This is a genomic window from Variovorax sp. AC194, assembly GCF_979257995.1.
Genome location: NZ_OZ409823.1, coordinates 4,477,113 through 4,493,392, shown reverse-complemented (window position 1 = coordinate 4,493,392; position 16,280 = coordinate 4,477,113). Strand labels below are relative to the sequence as shown.

The following is a 16,280-nucleotide window of genomic DNA, read 5'->3' as shown; positions in this document are numbered from 1 at the left end:
GACAAGGGCCGCTTCTGCGGCCCTTCGTCATGGCGCAATGAGAAACTGCGCGCATGGCTTATCTCGACATCGACAACCTGCGCACCATCGTTCTCGGCGACGAGGCACTTCGCGCCGTCCATCTGCAGCGTCTGCCTTGCGGCGCCGCGAACATCACGAGCGGCCGCATCGTGGCCTGCGATCCGCTGGTGCAGCCCGAGCGCCAACCCTTCGCACGCGAACTCGAGGCGCGCGGCGCGTTTCCCGTCGAGGTGCTGCACGACAAAGGCCGGCACGCGCTCGCCGTGCTGTGGCTGCGCGACCGCGACAGCGTGCGTGCCGCCGACCTGACCTGGCAGATGGCGCTGATCGAAGGAGAGACGCTCGACACGCTGGGCGACGACGAGTTCTACGGTTACCCGGTCGACGCCGGCCTCGGCTGCTTCATGGACCCGGACGCCGCAATCGCCATGGCCGAACGCGACAAGCGCGAAGCCGAGAATCCCGATTTCAGCAACTACTACGACGATGTGCTCGACGGCGAGATGGGCGATACCGACGTTGTCGACCACTACCCGCTCGGCCTGGGCTCGGCGAGCAACATGGTGATCTTTCGCTCCGGCTGGGGCGACGGCAGCTACCCGAGCTACTGGGCGCTCGATGCGGCGGGCGAGCCCGTGGCGCTGGTGACCGACTTCATGACGATGACCGGCGGCGACGCGCGCGACGAAGACGACAAGCGCAGCGACGCCTACAAGGCCAGCCTTTCGCCGGAGAAACGCGCCGCGCTCGAGGCGCTGGGCGCGGCGGCGGTCGAAGGCGATGCCGCGGCGATCAAGACCCTGCTCGACGCGGGGCTCGCCAAGCCCAACGAGATCATTCCCTCGTTCGGCGAGACCGCGATCACGAGCGCCATCCGCATGAACCGGCTCGACGCGCTGCGCGTGCTGCTGGCCGCGGCGCAAGGCCTGCCGATGCCGCCGCAGTTCTACAGCATGGACAAGGAAGAGAGCTACATCGACTACGCGCGCCGGCTCAAGAAGCCGCGCGTCGAAGGGCTCATCGAGCTGCTGGAAAAAGCCGCGGCGCCAGCGGCGAAGCCCGGATTCCTGGAGCGCCTTTTCTCCTGAGCGACCAGGCGCTCAGGCGCCCAGCGCGGCGCGCACCTTGTCGCCGAGCCCGCGCAGCCGCTCGACGGGCTCGTTGGAGAACACGAAGCGCAGGTACTGCGCGCCGTGCGTTTCGCCCCAGCCCTTCATCGCGGTCGCGCAGACGCGCGCCTTCAAAAGCCGTTCCGACAGCGTCTGCCCGTCGATGCCGAAATCACTGGTCCGCAGCAGCAGCGACCAGCCACCGGCCGGAACGCCGACCGGCAGGCCCTTGAGTTCATCCAGCACCGTGTCGCGCCGGCGTTCCAGTTCGGCCACATACGGCGCGAGCGTGTGCGCGGACTGTTCCAGCGCCGTCGCCACCGCGTCCTGCGCGATGCCCACAGGAACGACCACATTGGCAAGCGACACGGCCACGAGATCGGGCATGTAGCTCTCCGGCGCGACGGTCCAGCCCACGCGCCAGCCGATCATGCGCAGCTCCTTGGCCGACGAGCCCACGGTGATCGTGCGCTCGGCCATGCCGGGAAGGCCCGCCGGGTGAATCACCTGGCGGCCGTCGTAGAGCAGGCGCTCCATGGCCGTGTCGAGGATCAGCGTCAGGTCGTGCTGCACGCACAGCGCGGCGATGGCGCGCCAGTCGTCCTCATCGAAATAGCCGCCCGTCGGCATCGACGGCGACATCAGCAGCATCACGCGCACGCGCGGCCCGATGGCGGTCTGCAGCGCCGCGCGGTCGAGCTTCCATTCGCCGCCGGGCGTGAACTGGAAGGGCGCGTACTTCGGCGTGCCGCCCGCGAGGCGGATGCGGTTGAGCAGGCCCGCGTAGGTCGGATCGGTCACCAGCACCTCGTCGCCCACCTCGACGGTCGCGAGCAGCGCATTGAGGATGCCCGAGAGCCCACCCGCGGAGATCACGCAATGGCGCGGGCCGTACTCCACGCCCGAGAGCGCCGACACGTGGCGCGCGGCAACTTCGCGCAAACGCGACTGGCCGACGAAGGGCAGGTAGCTGTTGTCCGAATCCTCCGAGGCGGCGCGCACGGTGCGCGCGATGGCTTCGGGGTCGGGCGGGATGTCGACGTCGAGGTTCTCGAGCCGGAGAAAGGGCGGGCCGTCCGCATCGTCCGCGATGGCGCCCATGCGGTCGACGCCGATGCCTGCGATGTGTTCGAGCCGTGTGGGGCGATGACGTGGCATGCGTGTCTCCTGGTTTGTGGACAAGCGAGGCTTATCGGGATTTCAGCAATCCCATCATGGTGCTCAACCCTGCTTCGCTTCCGCTCCAAGCGTCCGGCAGGCCCTTGCTTTGAACCGTCAAGGATTCCTTGACTGTTGTCTTCCATCTAACTCCTGCTAGGAGCGCGAGGTCGGTCATTTTGTCTCTGCCGCGCCGTCAGGCAAAAGGAATAGCCGCTGCGCCGCCGCAGTCTCGCGGAGGAATTCCCACACGGCCTGCATGCGTGCCAAGTGCTTGGTCTCGGCCGGCATAGACATCCAGAACGAGCGTGTGAAATTTGCCTGGCCTCGCAGCACCGGCTTCAGCGCGCTGTCTTTCTCCGCGATGAAGGCCGGCAGCACCGCGATGCCTGCACCCGCCGCCACCGCGCTGTGCTGCGCCAGCACGCTGGTGCTGCGCAGCGCGAAGGTGTCGGGCCGGTGCAGCTCGTCCAGGTACTGCAGCTCCTTGCTGAACAGCAGGTCGTCCACGTAGCTGATGAAGGTGTGGCCGCGCAGGTCCTCGCGCGTCTTGATGGGCTTGTGCGCGGCGAGGTACTGCTTTGACGCGTAGAGCCGCAGCGTGTAGTCCGTGAGCTTGCTCACCACCACCGGCCCGCGCGCCGGGCGCTCCAGCGAGATCACGATGTCGGCCTCGCGCCGCGACAGGTGCACCAGCCGCGGCATCGCGAGCAGGTCGATGGTGAGCTTGGGGTGCTGCGACGCGAAGAGCGCGAGTTGCGGCGCCAGCACGACCGTGCCGAAGCCCTCGGTCGCGCCGATGCGCACGAGGCCCGAGAGGCCTTCTTGCGAAGCCGGCGCGGTGCTCTCCACGGCCTGGAAGGCGCTCTCCATCGCCTCGACCTGCGGCTGCAGCCGGCGGCCCGCCTCGGTGAGCCGGTGGCCGCCCGATTCGCGCGAGAAGAGCGGGGCGCCGACTTCCTTTTCGAGCGACTGGATGCGCCGCGCGACCGTGGTGTGGTCCACCTCGAGCCGGCGCGCCGCGCTCATCAGCGTGCCGGAGCGGGCCAGCTCCAGGAAGTAGCGCAGGTTGTCCCAGTCCATGTGCTCGCGTGTCTCCATAGCGATGCGTCGCAAAGGCTCTGCATTTTTGCAAAGCCGTGGCGCATATTTGTCTATTGTCATCGCAAATCTGCAAAGCTAGGATGCGGGCTGCACCGGCCTGCCGGCATCGCCTTTCCAGATTTCGCAAAGATTCACAGGAGACAAACCCCATGGACGCCACCACCACGCCCTCGACCCAGATCGCCACCGTCAAGCTCTTGATCGGCGGCAAGCTCGTCGAATCCAAGACCACCGAATGGCGCGACATCGTCAACCCGGCCACCCAGCAGGTGCTGGCCCGCGTGCCCTTCGCAACGCAGGCCGAGCTCGACGCGGCCGTGGCCTCCGCCAAGGAAGCCTTCAAGACCTGGCGCAAGACCCCCATCGGCGCGCGCGCACGCATCTTCCTGAAGCTGCAGCAGCTCATCCGCGAGAACATGGGCGAACTGGCCGCGATCCTCACGGCCGAGCAGGGCAAGACGCTGCCGGACGCCGAAGGCGACGTGTTCCGCGGCCTCGAAGTGGTCGAGCACGCATCGAACATCGGCAACCTGCAGCTGGGCGAGCTGGCCAACAACGTGGCCAACGGCGTGGACACCTACACGCTGCTGCAGCCGCTGGGCGTGTGCGCCGGCATCACGCCGTTCAACTTCCCCGCGATGATTCCGCTGTGGATGTTCCCGATGGCCATCGTCACGGGCAACACCTTCGTGCTCAAGCCCTCCGAGCAAGACCCGATGGTCACCATGCGCCTGTGCGAACTCGCGCTCGAAGCCGGCATTCCGCCCGGCGTGCTGAACGTGATCCATGGCGGCGAAGCCATCGTCAACGGCATCTGCGACCACAAGGACATCAAGGCGATCAGCTTCGTCGGCTCGACCAAGGTCGGCACGCACGTCTACAACCGCGCCACGCTGGCCGGCAAGCGCGTGCAATGCATGATGGGCGCGAAGAACCACGCGATCGTGATGCCCGACGCCAACAAGGAGCAGACGCTCAACGCACTCGCCGGCGCGAGCTTCGGTGCCGCCGGCCAGCGCTGCATGGCGGTGTCGGTGGCGGTGCTGGTGGGCGATGCGCGCAAGTGGGTGCCCGAACTGATCGCCAAGGCGAAGACGCTGAAGATCGGCGCCGGCACCGAGAAGGGCGTGGACGTGGGCCCGCTGGTCTCGTGCGCCGCGTACGACCGCGTGAACAACCTCATCGAACGGGGCCTGGCCGACGGCGCCAAGCTCGAGCTCGACGGCCGCAAGCCGACCGTGCCCGGCTACGAGAAGGGCAACTTCGTCGGCCCGACGATCTTCACGGGCGTCAAGCCCGGCATGACGATCTATGACCAGGAAATCTTCGGCCCGGTGCTGTGCGTGGCCGATGCCGAGACCATCGACGAGGCCATCGAGCTGATCAACAGCAACCCCAACGGCAACGGCACGGCGATCTTCACGCAGTCGGGCGCCGCGGCGCGCCGCTTCCAGGAAGACATCGACGTCGGCCAGGTCGGCATCAACGTGCCGATTCCGGTGCCCGTTCCGATGTTCTCGTTCACCGGTTCGCGCGCCTCCAAGCTCGGCGACCTGGGCCCCTACGGCAAGCAGGTCATCATGTTCTACACGCAGACCAAGACCGTGACGGCACGCTGGTTCGACGACAGCACCGTCTCGCACGGCGTCAACACCACCATCAGCCTCAAATGAGGCACGGGCTTCGCGTCGCGGCCTGGGGTGCCGTCGCTGCGCTCGCATTGCTTGCCGGCGGCGCGCAGGCCGCCGACGCCGGCCCGGACGACTGCGATCCCAACGGGAACCAGCAGCAGATGAACGCCTGCGCGGCGCGCGATTTTCGTGCGGCCGACGCCGCGCTCAACATCCGCTACGGCGAGGTGATGAAGACGCTCTCGCCGCAGATGCGCGTCGCGCTGCGCACCGAGCAGCGCGCCTGGCTCAAGGGCCGCGACCCCGCGTGCAAGCGGGCCTCGAAAGCGAACGAGGGCGGCTCCATCTGGCCGCTGGTGTTCAGCGCATGCCTGGAGAAGTCGACCCGCAAACGCACCGCCGAACTGGACCGCTGGAAGGGCCGCGAGCAATGAACTTCGAACTGTCCGAAGAACAGAACGCCTTTGCGCAGACCGCGCGCGACTTCGCGCGGGCCGAGTTCGCGCCGCACGCCGCGCAGTGGGACGCCGAGGCCATCTTCCCGAAGGAAGCCATCGCCAAGGCCGGCGAGCTGGGCTTCTGTGGGCTCTATGCGCCCGAGCGCATCGGCGGCCTCGGGCTGCCGCGGCTCGATGCGGCGCTGGTGTTCGAGGAGATGGCCGCGGTCGATCCGTCGACCACGGCCTTCATCACGATCCACAACATGGCCACCTGGATGCTCGGCACCTGGGCGACCGATGCGGTGGCCGCGCAGTGGGGCGAGGCCCTCACGAGCGGGCGCAAGCTCGCGTCTTACTGCCTCACCGAGCCGGGCGCCGGGTCGGATGCGGGCTCGCTCAAGACACGCGCCGAACTGCAGGGCCACGAATACGTCATCAACGGCGGCAAGGCCTTCATCTCGGGCGCGGGCGCGACCGACGTGCTGGTGCTGATGGCGCGCACGGGCGGCGGCGGCGCGGGCGGCATCTCGGCCTTCGCGGTGCCGGCCGATGCGCCCGGCGTGAGCTACGGCAAGAAGGAACACAAGATGGGCTGGAACAGCCAGCCCACGCGCACCATCAACTTCGACAACGTGCGCATCCCGGCCGACCACCTGCTGGGCAAGGAAGGCGAGGGCTTTCGCATCGCGATGAAGGGGCTCGACGGCGGGCGCATCAATATCGCGACCTGCTCGGTGGGCGCGGCGCAGGGCGCGCTCGATGCGGCGCGCCGCTACCTGCACGAGCGCCAGCAGTTCGGCAAGCCGATCGCGAGCTTCCAGGCGCTGCAGTTCAAGCTGGCCGACATGGCGACCGAACTGGTCGCCGCGCGGCAGATGGTGCGGCTGGCCGCATCGAAGCTCGACGCGGGCCACGCGGACGCCAGCACGTATTGCGCGATGGCCAAGCGCTTCGCGACCGATGCGGGCTTCACCATCTGCAACGATGCGCTGCAATTGCACGGCGGCTACGGCTATCTGAGCGAGTTCCCTTTGGAGCGCCTGGTGCGCGATACCCGCGTGCACCAGATCCTGGAAGGCACCAACGAGATCATGCGCGTGATCGTTGCGCGAAAATTGCTGGAAGGGGACAGCGATATCCGCTGACGCCCCGCACCCGGAACCCCTCAAGACAATGACCGACTCCGTAGTTCTCTTCGACGAAATCAAGACCGCCGGCGGCCAGCGCTTCGCAACCGCCACACTCAACGCACCCGCATCGCTCAATGCGCTCTCGGTGGACATGGTCCGCCTCCTCACACCCAAGCTGCGCGAGTGGGCGAAGGACGACGGCATCGTCGGCGTGCTGTTGCAGGCCGCTGGCGAGAAGGCCTTCTGCGCGGGCGGCGACCTGCGCCAGCTCTACCAGACGCTGCTGGAATGCGGCCCCGCGCGCAACACCTACGCCGAAGACTTCTTTCGCGAAGAGTACGAGCTCGATTACCTGATCCACACCTTTCCCAAGCCCTTCCTCTGCTGGGGCCACGGCATCGTGATGGGCGGCGGCGTGGGCCTGATGTCGGGCTGCTCGCACCGCGTGGTGACCACGCAGAGCCGCATCGCGATGCCCGAGATCGCCATCGGCCTCTATCCCGATGTGGGCGGCAGCTGGTTCCTGCGCCGCACGCCGGGGCGCACCGGCCTGTTCCTGGCGCTCACGGCCGCGAACCTCAACGCGGCCGATGCCATCTTCTGCGGCCTGGCCGACGTGCTCGTGCCGCAGGAGCGCAAGGGCCAGGTGCTCGACGCCATCGCCGCAGCGGCATGGGCCGGCGAGAGCAAGGCCGACCGCGCCACGCTCTCGCGCATCCTCGCGAAGGCGGGCGAGGGCGCCGAGCTGCCGGCCTCGAAGGTGCGCGAGCACTACGACACCATCAACGCGCTGATGGCCGGCGACGACCTGATCGACATCGCGAATCGCCTGCGCAACCTGCAGAGCGACGACCCGTGGCTGCAGTCCGCCTCCAAGACCTTCGTGAAGGGCGCGCCGAGCTCGGCCGCGCTGAGCTTCGAGCTCTGGCAGCGCGTGCACCGCATGTCGCTGGCCGAGGTGTTCCGGCTCGAGTACTGGGCGTCGCTCGGCTTCTGCGCGCACAAGGACTTCGCCGAGGGCATCCGCGCGGTGCTGATCGACAAGGACCGCAACCCGCACTGGAACCCCGCGACGATCGAAGAGATCACGCCCGCCTTCATCGACGACCACCTGCGCCCGCGCGGCGACATGCCGGCGGAACTGGCCTCGCTGGTCTGACCCGATTCACAGAGAACAACGGAGACAACACACATGAAGATCGCATTCATCGGCCTGGGCAACATGGGCGGGCCGATGGCCCTGAACCTGCGCAAGGCCGGCCACACGCTCAGCGCCTTCGACCTCTCGGCCGAGGCCTGCAAGAAGTTCGGCGCCGAGGGCCTGCCGATTGCCAAGTCGGCCGCGGAAACCGTGGCCGATGCCGAAGTCGTCATCAGCATGCTGCCGGCCAGTGCGCACGTCGAAGGCCTGTACCTGGGCGGCGCGGGCAAGCCCGGCCTGCTCGACAGCATCCGCGCCGGCACGCTCGTGATCGACAGCAGCACCATCGCCGCCGCCACCTCGCGCAAGGTGGCCGAAGCGGCGGAGGCCAAGGGCATCGCGATGATCGATGCGCCCGTCTCGGGCGGCACCGGCGGCGCGATCGCGGGCACGCTGACCTTCATGGTCGGCGGCGAGACGCGCGACCTGGAGCGCGCGCGCCCGGTGCTCGAGAAGATGGGCGCCAATATCTTCCACGCCGGCGCGGCAGGCGCGGGGCAGACCGCCAAGATCTGCAACAACATGCTGCTCGGCATCCTGATGATCGGCACCTCCGAGGCGCTGGCGCTGGGCGTGGCCAATGGGCTCGATCCGAAGGTGCTTTCCGAAATCATGCGGCGCAGTTCGGGCGGCAACTGGGCGCTCGAGAAGTACAACCCGATGCCGGGCGTGATGGAGACGTCACCCGCCTCCAAGAACTACGCGGGCGGCTTCGGCACCGACCTGATGCTCAAGGACCTGGGCCTGGCGCAGGAGAACGCGGCCGCCGTGCGCGCTGCCACGCCGCTGGGCGGCCTCGCGCGCAGCCTGTACGCGGCGCACAGCCTCGCGGGCCACGGCGCGCTGGATTTCTCCAGCGTGCTGAAGCTGGTGCAGAAGGCGTCCTGATCAGCTGCCGGTGAGGGGCGCAGTTGCGGCTGCTGTTGCAGCAACAGCAGCCGCATCCAGCTCCTCCTGCAGGTCGATGGCCCACGGCGGCCCGGCCGCCTTGCAGTAGCTGGCCACCACCTCCCGGATGATCGTGTCGACCGCCATCACGGCGGGCGACGATTCGCGGGGCCGCGTCACCGTCACCACCAGCGGCGGCAGGGCGGGGCCCTCGCAGAGCTTCAGGTCCCCGGCCTCGATTTCGCGCTGCACGAAGATCGGCGGAATCGCCGCCACCCCGAAGCCTTCCTTCACGAGTTGCACGATCGACTGCACCGACGGAAAGCTGCAGATGCGCGGCTCGGCCTCGCGCCCCGCGAACAGCGCGCGCACATGCGCGTGCGGGCTGGAGGTGCGCACGTAGGTCAGCACGGGAATGCGCTCCAGGTCTTCGAGCGCGAGCACGTCCTGCGTGGGCCACACGTCGGGCCGGGCGATCCAGCGGATCGGAAAGCGCGACAGCGGCGTCACTTCGAGCTCCACGTTGCCGGCCGCCTCTTCCACGGGATCGTTCTGGATCAGCAGGTCGAGCTTGTGCTGGCGGAATTGCTCCCTGAGGTTGCGCGCGGGCTCCACGGTGATGTCCGGGTCCACCGCCGGAAAGCGCCGCGTGATGCCGTGGATGAGCGGCGTGAGCCAGGTGTGCACGACCGTCTCGATCACGCCGATGCGCACGCGCCCGGCGGGCGGCGCATCGGGTTGCGTGGAGAGCTTGAGCTCGCGCTCCAGCGCCAGCATGCGCTCGGCCTGCCGCACCACCTGTTCGCCCACGGGCGTGAGGGCGAGGGTGCGATTGGAGCGGTCAACAAGGAAAACCCCTAGTTCGTCTTCCAGGGCCGCGATGCGCTGCGATGCGGCCGCCTGCGTGGTGTGCAGCACCTGCGCGGTCTCGCGAAAGCTCTTGAGGCGGGAAAGGACGACCAGCGTCTCCAGAAAGCGTGTGTTCATCGGTCCGTCGGTGTTCGGTGCAAAGCGGTGCTTAAAAAAATCTTATCGAGGGCTCGAACAATTTCTGAGTCGACGTCATCGGCATGCCGTGATTTCATCGCCCCCCATTGACGGTGTGCCGGCATGCAAGACCTGCACCACCGCAAAAGCATGACATCAAGAGGTACGCAATGGAATTGGTGGATACGGGCAGTGCCATGCAGGCAACCGACGGGACACGCGCCGTACAGGCGCCGGACGAATTCGCTAACGCCTGGGAGGCAAGGCAGGCCATCCGCGCCGGCCGCTGGCGCCGCCACACGAGCGGGCTCGCGCCGGCGCACGTGCAGGGCAACCTGGCGATCCTGCCGGTGGACCTGGCCTCGGACTTCATGCGCTTTTGCCAGAGCAACCCCAAGCCGTGCCCGTTGCTGGCGGTCGGCCAGCCCGGCAACCCGCAACTGCCCACGCTGGGCCGCGACATCGACATCCGCACCGACGTGCCCGCCTACCGCGTCTATCGCGAAGGCGTGCTGGTGGGCGAGGTGGACGACCTGAAGGCCCTGTGGCGTGACGATTTCGTGGCGTTCGTGCTGGGCTGCTCGTTCTCGTTCGAGCATGGGCTCATCGATGCGGGCATTCCGCTGCGCCATGTGGACGAGGGCAAGAACGTGGCCATGTACCGCACGAACATCCAGACCGTGCCGGCCGGTCCCTTCCACGGGCCGATGGTGGTGTCGATGCGGCCGATGAAGGCGGCCGACGCCATTCGCGCGGTGCAGATCACCGCGCGCGTGCCCAGGGTGCACGGTGCGCCGGTGCACATCGGCGACCCCTCGCTCATCGGCATCGCCGACATCGCCCGCCCCGACTTCGGCGATGCGGTGCGCATCGCGCCCGACGAGCTGCCCGTGTTCTGGGCCTGCGGCGTGACGCCGCAGGCGGTGGTGATGGCTGCCAGGCCCGCGCTGTGCATCACGCACTCGCCGGGCTGCATGCTGGTCACCGACATGCTCAACCGCGACCTTCCGTTCGCCTGAGCGCCCCCGATTCACTTCACTCCAAAAACGAGGATTCGCACCATGTGGCTGCAGGAAACCAAACCCCAGGAGCGCCGGACGCTGGTCGCCGCCTTCGCCGGCTACGGCGTCGATGCGTTCGACTACATGATCTACACCTTCATGATCCCCACGCTGATCCTGGTGTGGGGCATGACCAAGACCGAGGCCGGCTACATCGCGACCGGCGCGCTGGTCACCTCGGCCATCGGCGGCTGGCTCGCGGGCATCCTGGCCGACAGATATGGCCGCGTGCGCATCCTGCAGTTGACGGTGCTGTGGTTCAGCTTCTTCACCTTCCTGAGCGGCTTCACGCAGTCGCCCGAGCAGCTCTTCGTCACGCGCGCGCTGCAGGGGCTGGGCTTCGGCGGCGAATGGTCGGTGGGCTCGGTGCTGATCGCCGAGATGATCCAGGCGCGCCACCGCGGCAAGGCCGTGGGACTGGTGCAGAGCAGCTGGGCGGTGGGCTGGGGCATCTCGGCCATCGCGTTCTGGGCGGTGTATGCGCTGCTGGAGCCGGCGCTCGCCTGGCGCGTGCTGTTCTGGATCGGCGTGCTGCCGGCGCTCCTGATCCTCTACATCCGCCGCAACATCAGCGACCCCGAGGTCTACCACCAGACCCGCGCGCGCATGAAGGCCGAGGGCGACAAGGGCAACTTCCTGGAAATCTTCTCGCCCAAGCTGCTCAGGACCACGATCCTCGCGAGCCTGCTGGCCACCGGCATGCAGGGCGCTTATTACGCGGTGACCACGTGGCTGCCGACGTACCTGAAGATGGAGCGCAACCTCTCGGTGTTCAACACCAGCGGCTACCTCTTGGTGCTGATCCTCGGCTCCTTCGTGGGCTACCTCACGAGCGCGTGGCTGTCCGACAAGCTGGGCCGCCGCCGCTGCTTCATGCTGTTCGCGCTGTGCGCCGGGCTGCTGGTGATCGCGTACACGCAGATCCCGATCACCGACGGGATGATGCTGGTGCTCGGCTTTCCGCTCGGCTTCTTTCTCTCGGGCATCTTCTCGGGCATGGGGGCGTACCTGAGCGAACTTTTCCCCAGCCGCGTGCGGGGTTCGGGCCAGGGGTTTTGCTACAACTTCGGCCGCGCGGTCGGCTCGATCTGCCCGGCGCTCATCGGCTACATGAGCACCTCGATGCCGCTGGGCATTGCCATCGGCTACATGGCGGCGGGCGGCTACCTGCTGGTGATCATCGCGTCGTTGCTGCTGCCTGAAACGGGCGGCCTCGAGCTCTCGTCGGAGGACTGAGCGATGAAGCGCATCCTTATTGCCAATCGCGGAGAGATCGCCTGCCGCGTCATCCGCGCCTGCAAGGCGCTCGGCATCGAGACGGTGGCCGTGTACTCCGAGGCCGACGCCAAGGCGCTGCACGTGGAGATGGCCGACCGCGCGGTCGCCATCGGCCCCGCGTCGCCGGCCGAGAGCTATCTGAACCACGAGCGCATCCTGGCGGCCGCCGTCGCGGAGGGCGCCCAAGGCGTGCACCCGGGCTACGGCTTCCTGTCGGAAAACACGGCGTTCGCACGCGCCGCCGAGGCGGCGGGCGTGGTGTGGATCGGCCCCACGCCGCAGAGCATCGAGGAGATGGGCGACAAGGAACGCGCCCGCGAAATCGCCAGAGCGGCTGGCGTGCCGACGCTGCCGGGCAGCCGGCGCTTCGCGCTCGACGAGCTGGCCGGCATCGAAGACGCGGCCGTGGCCGTGGGCTATCCGCTGCTGGTCAAGGCCACGGGCGGTGGCGGCGGCATCGGCATGCGGCTGGTGGATGCGCCCGAGAAGTTGCTGGCCTCGGTGTCGGCCACGCAGCAGCTCGCCGCGAAATCGTTCAAGGACGGCACGATCTACCTGGAGCGCTATGTGCCGCGTGCGCGGCATGTGGAGATCCAGGTGTTCGGCTATGGCGACGGCAGCGCGGTGCATCTCTTCGAGCGCGAGTGCTCGATCCAGCGGCGCTTCCAGAAGATCATCGAGGAGAGCCCCGCGCCGGGCCTGCCGCCCGAGCTGCGCGCGCGCATGGCCAAGGCCGCTGCCGCGCTGGCCGCGCATCAACGCTACCGCGGCCCGGGCACGGTGGAGTTCATCGTCGATGCGGACTCGCTCGAATTCTTCTTCCTCGAGATGAACACGCGCATCCAGGTGGAGCACCCGGTCACCGAGATGGTCACGGGCTGGGACCTGGTGCAGCAGCAGATCAAGCTGGCGGCCGCGGGCCCCTCGCTCGCGGGCTTCGACAAGATCGCGCAGGCGGACATCGCGATGCACGGCGCGGCCATCGAATGCCGCCTCTATGCGGAGAACCCGGCCAAGAACTTCTTCCCTTCGCCGGGCCCGCTCGATGTGTTCGCGCTGCCCCCGGCCGCGCCGCACCTGCGCGTGGACACCGGCGTGCGGCAGGGCGATGTGATCACGCCTTTCTACGACCCGATGATCGCCAAGATGATCGTCTGGGGCGAGAGCCGCGACGCGGCGCTCGCCGCCATGCTGGTTGCGCTGGAGGGCAGCCGCATCGAGGGCGTGAAGAACAACCTCGCATTCCTCAAGGCCGTGATCCGCCACGAGGACTTCGCGGCCGGGCGGCTCGACACCGGGCTGGTCGAGCGAGAGCGCGCGCGGCTGCTCGAGGCGATGGCGGTTGCGCCGGCGGTGCGCTGAACACGAAGGTGCGACCGATGACTTCTCCCAGCACATCGCCTTGGCGCATCGCCCCGGTGGGCGACCGCAGCCTCGTCGTGGAGTTCGGCCAGGCCGTGGAACCGGCCGTCAACGCCACCGTGCGCAGCTTCGCGCGCGAACTGCTCGACGAACCCATCGCGGGCATCGTGGACGTGGTGCCGGCCTTCATCACCGTGGCGGTGCACTACCGCCCCGAGTTCTTCGCGGAAGGTGCCTCGCCGTACGACGTGCTGCGCCGGCGGCTCGACGCCTTGCTTTCGCGTGGCATCCGCCATCAAGACGAGGACGCGCGCACTGTCGATATCCCGGTCTGCTACGGCGGCGAATTCGGCCCCGATCTCGAAGAGGTCGCCGCTGCCTGCGGGCTGCAGACCGAAGAGGTGATCGCGCGTCACGTCGCATCGCCGCACCTCGTCTGCATGCTGGGCTTTGCACCGGGCTTTCCGTACATCGGCGGACTCGATCCGTCGCTCGCCGTGCCGCGCCGCGGCACGCCGCGCACGCGCGTCCCCGCAGGCAGCGTGGCGATCGCGCGCGACCAGACCTCGATCTATTCGCTGGAAACGCCGGGCGGCTGGAACGTGATCGGCCGCACGCCGCTCAAGCTGTTCGACGCGGCGGCCGAATCGCCGTGCCTGCTGCGCCCGGGCGACCGCATCCGCTTCGTGCCGGCATCGGCCGAGGTCTTCGGCAGCGCGGAGGTGCGCCGATGAGCCGCATCGACGTCATCAAGCCCGGTGCGCTGTCGCTGCTGCAGGACCGCGGGCGCCATGGCTACCAGCACCTGGGCGTGGTGGTGGGCGGCGCGATGGACGAGTGGTCGCACCGCTGCGCCAACGCGCTGCTCGGCAACGACGAGGACGAAGCCACGCTCGAAATCACGCTGATGGGGCCGAGCCTCCTGTTCCACGAGGCCCAGGCGATCGCGCTGTGCGGCGCGAACCTGTCGGCGCGCATCGGCGAGGCCGAGCTGCCGATGAACCGCGCGGTGTGGGTGCGCGCCGGTGCGCGGCTGGATTTCGGCAAGCGCATCGAGGGCATGCGCAGCTACCTGGCGGTGCGCGGCGGCTTTGCGGTGCCCAGCGTGATGGACAGCCGCAGCACCTATGTGCGCGGCGCGTTCGGCGGGCTGCAGGGGCGGGCGCTGAAGAAGGGCGATGTGCTGGAGGTGGGGGGCGTGCCGCCGCTTTCCGCGCCATCGGTCGCCGCATCGCTCGCCCGATTGGGTGATGGAGATTTCATCGAGATTCACGAGCCCGAGGTGCATGCGCCGGCCATCACGCCGCAAGCCGAGGGCCCGGCGCCGGTGCGCGTGATCGCGGGTCAGCAATGGGCGCTGTTCACCGCCCAGGCGCAAGAGGCCTTCATGCAGGCCGAGTTCCGCGTGAGCCCGCAGTCCGACCGCATGGGCTTTCGGCTCGAAGGGCCGGTGCTCGAGCGCCGGCATGCGATGGAGATGATCTCCGAGGGCGTGGCCTTCGGCACGGTGCAGGTGCCGCCCGACGGGCAGCCGATCGTGCTGATGGCCGACCGGCAGACCACCGGCGGCTATCCCAAGATCGCCTGCGTGGCCAGCGTCGACCTGCCGCTGGTCGCGCAGCTGGCGCCGCAGCAAGCGCTGCGCTTCGAGCCGATTTCGCTCGAGGCGGCGCAGGCGCTCTACCTGGGGCGCGAGCGCGCGCTCGCGCGGCTGCGCAGCCTGGTGCGCGCGGCCGGGGAGGCGCCATGACGCGGGCGCTGCGCATCGACATCAACTGCGACATGGGCGAGGGCTTCGGCGCCTGGGCCATGGGCAACGACATCGCGCTGCTCGACCATGTGAGCTCGGCCAACATCGCGTGCGGCTTTCATGCGGGCGACCCGCAGACCATGCACCGCGTGGTGGCCGCGGCCCTGCAGCGCGGCGTGCGCGTCGGCGCGCATCCGGGCCTGCCCGACCTGCAGGGTTTCGGGCGGCGCGTGATGCAGGTGTCGCCGGCCGAGGTCCACGCGATGGTGGTCTACCAGGTCGGCGCGCTGTGGGCCTTCGCGAGGGCGGCCGGCGGCACGTTGAGCCATGTGAAGGCGCACGGCGCGCTCTACAACATGGCCGCGAAAGACCGCGCACTGGCCGATGCGATCGCGCGCGCCGTGCACGAGGTCGATCCGCAGCTCGTGCTGTTCAGCTTGGCGGGCAGCCAGATGATCCGCGCCGCCGAGGCCCTGGGCCTGCCCGTGGCGGCCGAGGTGTTCGCCGACCGGAGCTACCAGGACGACGGCTCGCTGTCGCCGCGCGGCCAGCCTGGCGCACTGATCGAAGACGCCGACGTGGCCGCCGCCCAGGTGCTGCAGATGGTGCGGCACGGCACGGTGCGCGCGGTCAGCGGCAAGACGGTCGCGTTGCGCGCCGACACGCTGTGCATCCACGGCGACCAGCCCGGCGCGCTCGCGTTCGCCCAGCGCATCCGCAGCGCGCTCGATGCCGTCGGCGTGCGCGTGGCCGCTCCCGAATTCCTGTCGACGAATCGCACGCAATCAACCGGAGGAGATACCCATGCCTGAACACAACGTGGTGGCCGATGTCAGCGGCCGCATCTGGAAGCTCGAGGTGGCCGAGGGCCAGCAGGTCGAGGAGGGCGCCACGCTATTGATCGTGGAGTCCATGAAGATGGAAATCCCGGTGGAGGCGCCGGCCGCGGGCACGGTGCTGCGCATCCTGGCCGCCGAAGGCGACATGGTGACCGACGAGCAGGTGCTGGTCGTGCTGGAATCCGCGTGAATTCCCCGCAATCGCGAGGGACCTGAGCGCCCGCTAAATTCCAGGCTCCCGGCCGTCAGATGAAGTAGGCCTTGACGGCCCACAGGACGCCCAGCACGACGGCGACCAGCACGACGAAGAGCATCCAGGCG

Annotated in this window: 16 protein-coding genes; 13 read left to right on the top strand and 3 right to left on the bottom strand. The window is 68.5% G+C overall.

Features of this window, described 5'->3' with window-relative positions:
• Positions 1 to 53 precede the first annotated feature (53 nt).
• Positions 54 to 1,109 carry a DUF4241 domain-containing protein gene (locus ACZYRS_RS21390; protein WP_463420871.1) on the top strand — a complete coding sequence of 352 codons (1,056 nt, stop codon included), beginning with the start codon at positions 54 to 56 and terminating at the stop codon, positions 1,107 to 1,109.
• A 12-nt stretch (positions 1,110 to 1,121) separates the two neighbouring features.
• Here ACZYRS_RS21390 and ACZYRS_RS21385 read toward each other — a convergent pair whose 3' ends face one another.
• Together ACZYRS_RS21385 and ACZYRS_RS21380 are read right to left on the bottom strand one after the other, a co-directional pair.
• Positions 1,122 to 2,288: a pyridoxal phosphate-dependent aminotransferase gene (locus ACZYRS_RS21385; RefSeq protein ID WP_463420870.1), complete on the bottom strand. Its 1,167-nt coding sequence runs from the start codon at positions 2,286 to 2,288 to the stop codon at positions 1,122 to 1,124.
• A 174-nt stretch (positions 2,289 to 2,462) separates the two neighbouring features.
• Positions 2,463 to 3,371 (bottom strand): LysR family transcriptional regulator, encoded by a 909-nt coding sequence (locus tag ACZYRS_RS21380; RefSeq protein WP_463420869.1) that lies wholly within the window; start codon positions 3,369 to 3,371, stop codon positions 2,463 to 2,465.
• Between the two features lie 170 nt (positions 3,372 to 3,541).
• Here ACZYRS_RS21380 and ACZYRS_RS21375 point away from each other — a divergent pair, with 170 nt between their 5' ends.
• From ACZYRS_RS21375 to mmsB, 5 genes are read left to right on the top strand one after another with little or no spacing between them, the layout of a single operon-like run.
• A complete protein-coding gene (locus tag ACZYRS_RS21375; protein WP_463420868.1) occupies positions 3,542 to 5,065 on the top strand; it encodes a CoA-acylating methylmalonate-semialdehyde dehydrogenase in 1,524 nt (507 codons plus the stop codon).
• Positions 5,062 to 5,457, top strand: coding sequence for a lysozyme inhibitor LprI family protein (locus tag ACZYRS_RS21370; RefSeq protein ID WP_463420867.1), 396 nt, complete (start codon positions 5,062 to 5,064; stop codon positions 5,455 to 5,457). The genes ACZYRS_RS21375 and ACZYRS_RS21370 overlap by 4 nt, the downstream gene beginning before the upstream one ends.
• Positions 5,454 to 6,608, top strand: a complete 1,155-nt coding sequence (locus ACZYRS_RS21365; RefSeq protein ID WP_463420866.1) for an acyl-CoA dehydrogenase family protein — start codon at positions 5,454 to 5,456, stop codon at positions 6,606 to 6,608. Before ACZYRS_RS21370 ends, ACZYRS_RS21365 begins: the two co-directional genes overlap by 4 nt.
• A 28-nt stretch (positions 6,609 to 6,636) precedes the next feature.
• Positions 6,637 to 7,752 (top strand): enoyl-CoA hydratase/isomerase family protein, encoded by a 1,116-nt coding sequence (locus tag ACZYRS_RS21360; RefSeq protein WP_463420865.1) that lies wholly within the window; start codon positions 6,637 to 6,639, stop codon positions 7,750 to 7,752.
• Between the two features lie 33 nt (positions 7,753 to 7,785).
• Positions 7,786 to 8,682, top strand: coding sequence for a 3-hydroxyisobutyrate dehydrogenase (gene mmsB, locus ACZYRS_RS21355; RefSeq protein ID WP_198784498.1), 897 nt, complete (start codon positions 7,786 to 7,788; stop codon positions 8,680 to 8,682).
• On the opposite strand, the gene ACZYRS_RS21350 is transcribed toward mmsB, so the two are convergent.
• Positions 8,683 to 9,669 (bottom strand): LysR family transcriptional regulator, encoded by a 987-nt coding sequence (locus ACZYRS_RS21350; RefSeq protein ID WP_463420864.1) that lies wholly within the window; start codon positions 9,667 to 9,669, stop codon positions 8,683 to 8,685.
• A gap of 197 nt (positions 9,670 to 9,866) precedes the next feature.
• On the opposite strand from ACZYRS_RS21350, the gene ACZYRS_RS21345 reads away from it, so the two are divergent.
• Genes ACZYRS_RS21345 through ACZYRS_RS21315 form a run of 7 tightly spaced genes read left to right on the top strand, consistent with a single transcriptional unit; the run spans position 9,867 to position 16,149 of the window.
• A complete protein-coding gene (locus ACZYRS_RS21345) occupies positions 9,867 to 10,688 on the top strand; it encodes a putative hydro-lyase (protein WP_463422518.1) in 822 nt (273 codons plus the stop codon).
• Positions 10,689 to 10,730: 42 nt separating this feature from the next.
• Positions 10,731 to 11,966, top strand: a complete 1,236-nt coding sequence (locus ACZYRS_RS21340; RefSeq protein WP_463420863.1) for an MFS transporter — start codon at positions 10,731 to 10,733, stop codon at positions 11,964 to 11,966.
• Positions 11,967 to 11,969: 3 nt separating this feature from the next.
• Positions 11,970 to 13,370 (top strand): acetyl-CoA carboxylase biotin carboxylase subunit, encoded by a 1,401-nt coding sequence (locus ACZYRS_RS21335; protein WP_463420862.1) that lies wholly within the window; start codon positions 11,970 to 11,972, stop codon positions 13,368 to 13,370.
• A 17-nt stretch (positions 13,371 to 13,387) separates the two neighbouring features.
• Positions 13,388 to 14,104, top strand: a complete 717-nt coding sequence (gene pxpB / locus ACZYRS_RS21330) for a 5-oxoprolinase subunit PxpB (protein ID WP_463420861.1) — start codon at positions 13,388 to 13,390, stop codon at positions 14,102 to 14,104.
• Positions 14,101 to 15,120, top strand: a complete 1,020-nt coding sequence (locus ACZYRS_RS21325) for a 5-oxoprolinase subunit C family protein (RefSeq protein WP_463420860.1) — start codon at positions 14,101 to 14,103, stop codon at positions 15,118 to 15,120. Before pxpB ends, ACZYRS_RS21325 begins: the two co-directional genes overlap by 4 nt.
• Positions 15,117 to 15,932: a LamB/YcsF family protein gene (locus tag ACZYRS_RS21320; RefSeq protein ID WP_463420859.1), complete on the top strand. Its 816-nt coding sequence runs from the start codon at positions 15,117 to 15,119 to the stop codon at positions 15,930 to 15,932. Before ACZYRS_RS21325 ends, ACZYRS_RS21320 begins: the two co-directional genes overlap by 4 nt.
• Positions 15,925 to 16,149, top strand: a complete 225-nt coding sequence (locus ACZYRS_RS21315) for an acyl-CoA carboxylase biotin carboxyl carrier protein subunit (RefSeq protein WP_463420858.1) — start codon at positions 15,925 to 15,927, stop codon at positions 16,147 to 16,149. Before ACZYRS_RS21320 ends, ACZYRS_RS21315 begins: the two co-directional genes overlap by 8 nt.
• Positions 16,150 to 16,280: the final 131 nt, after the last annotated feature.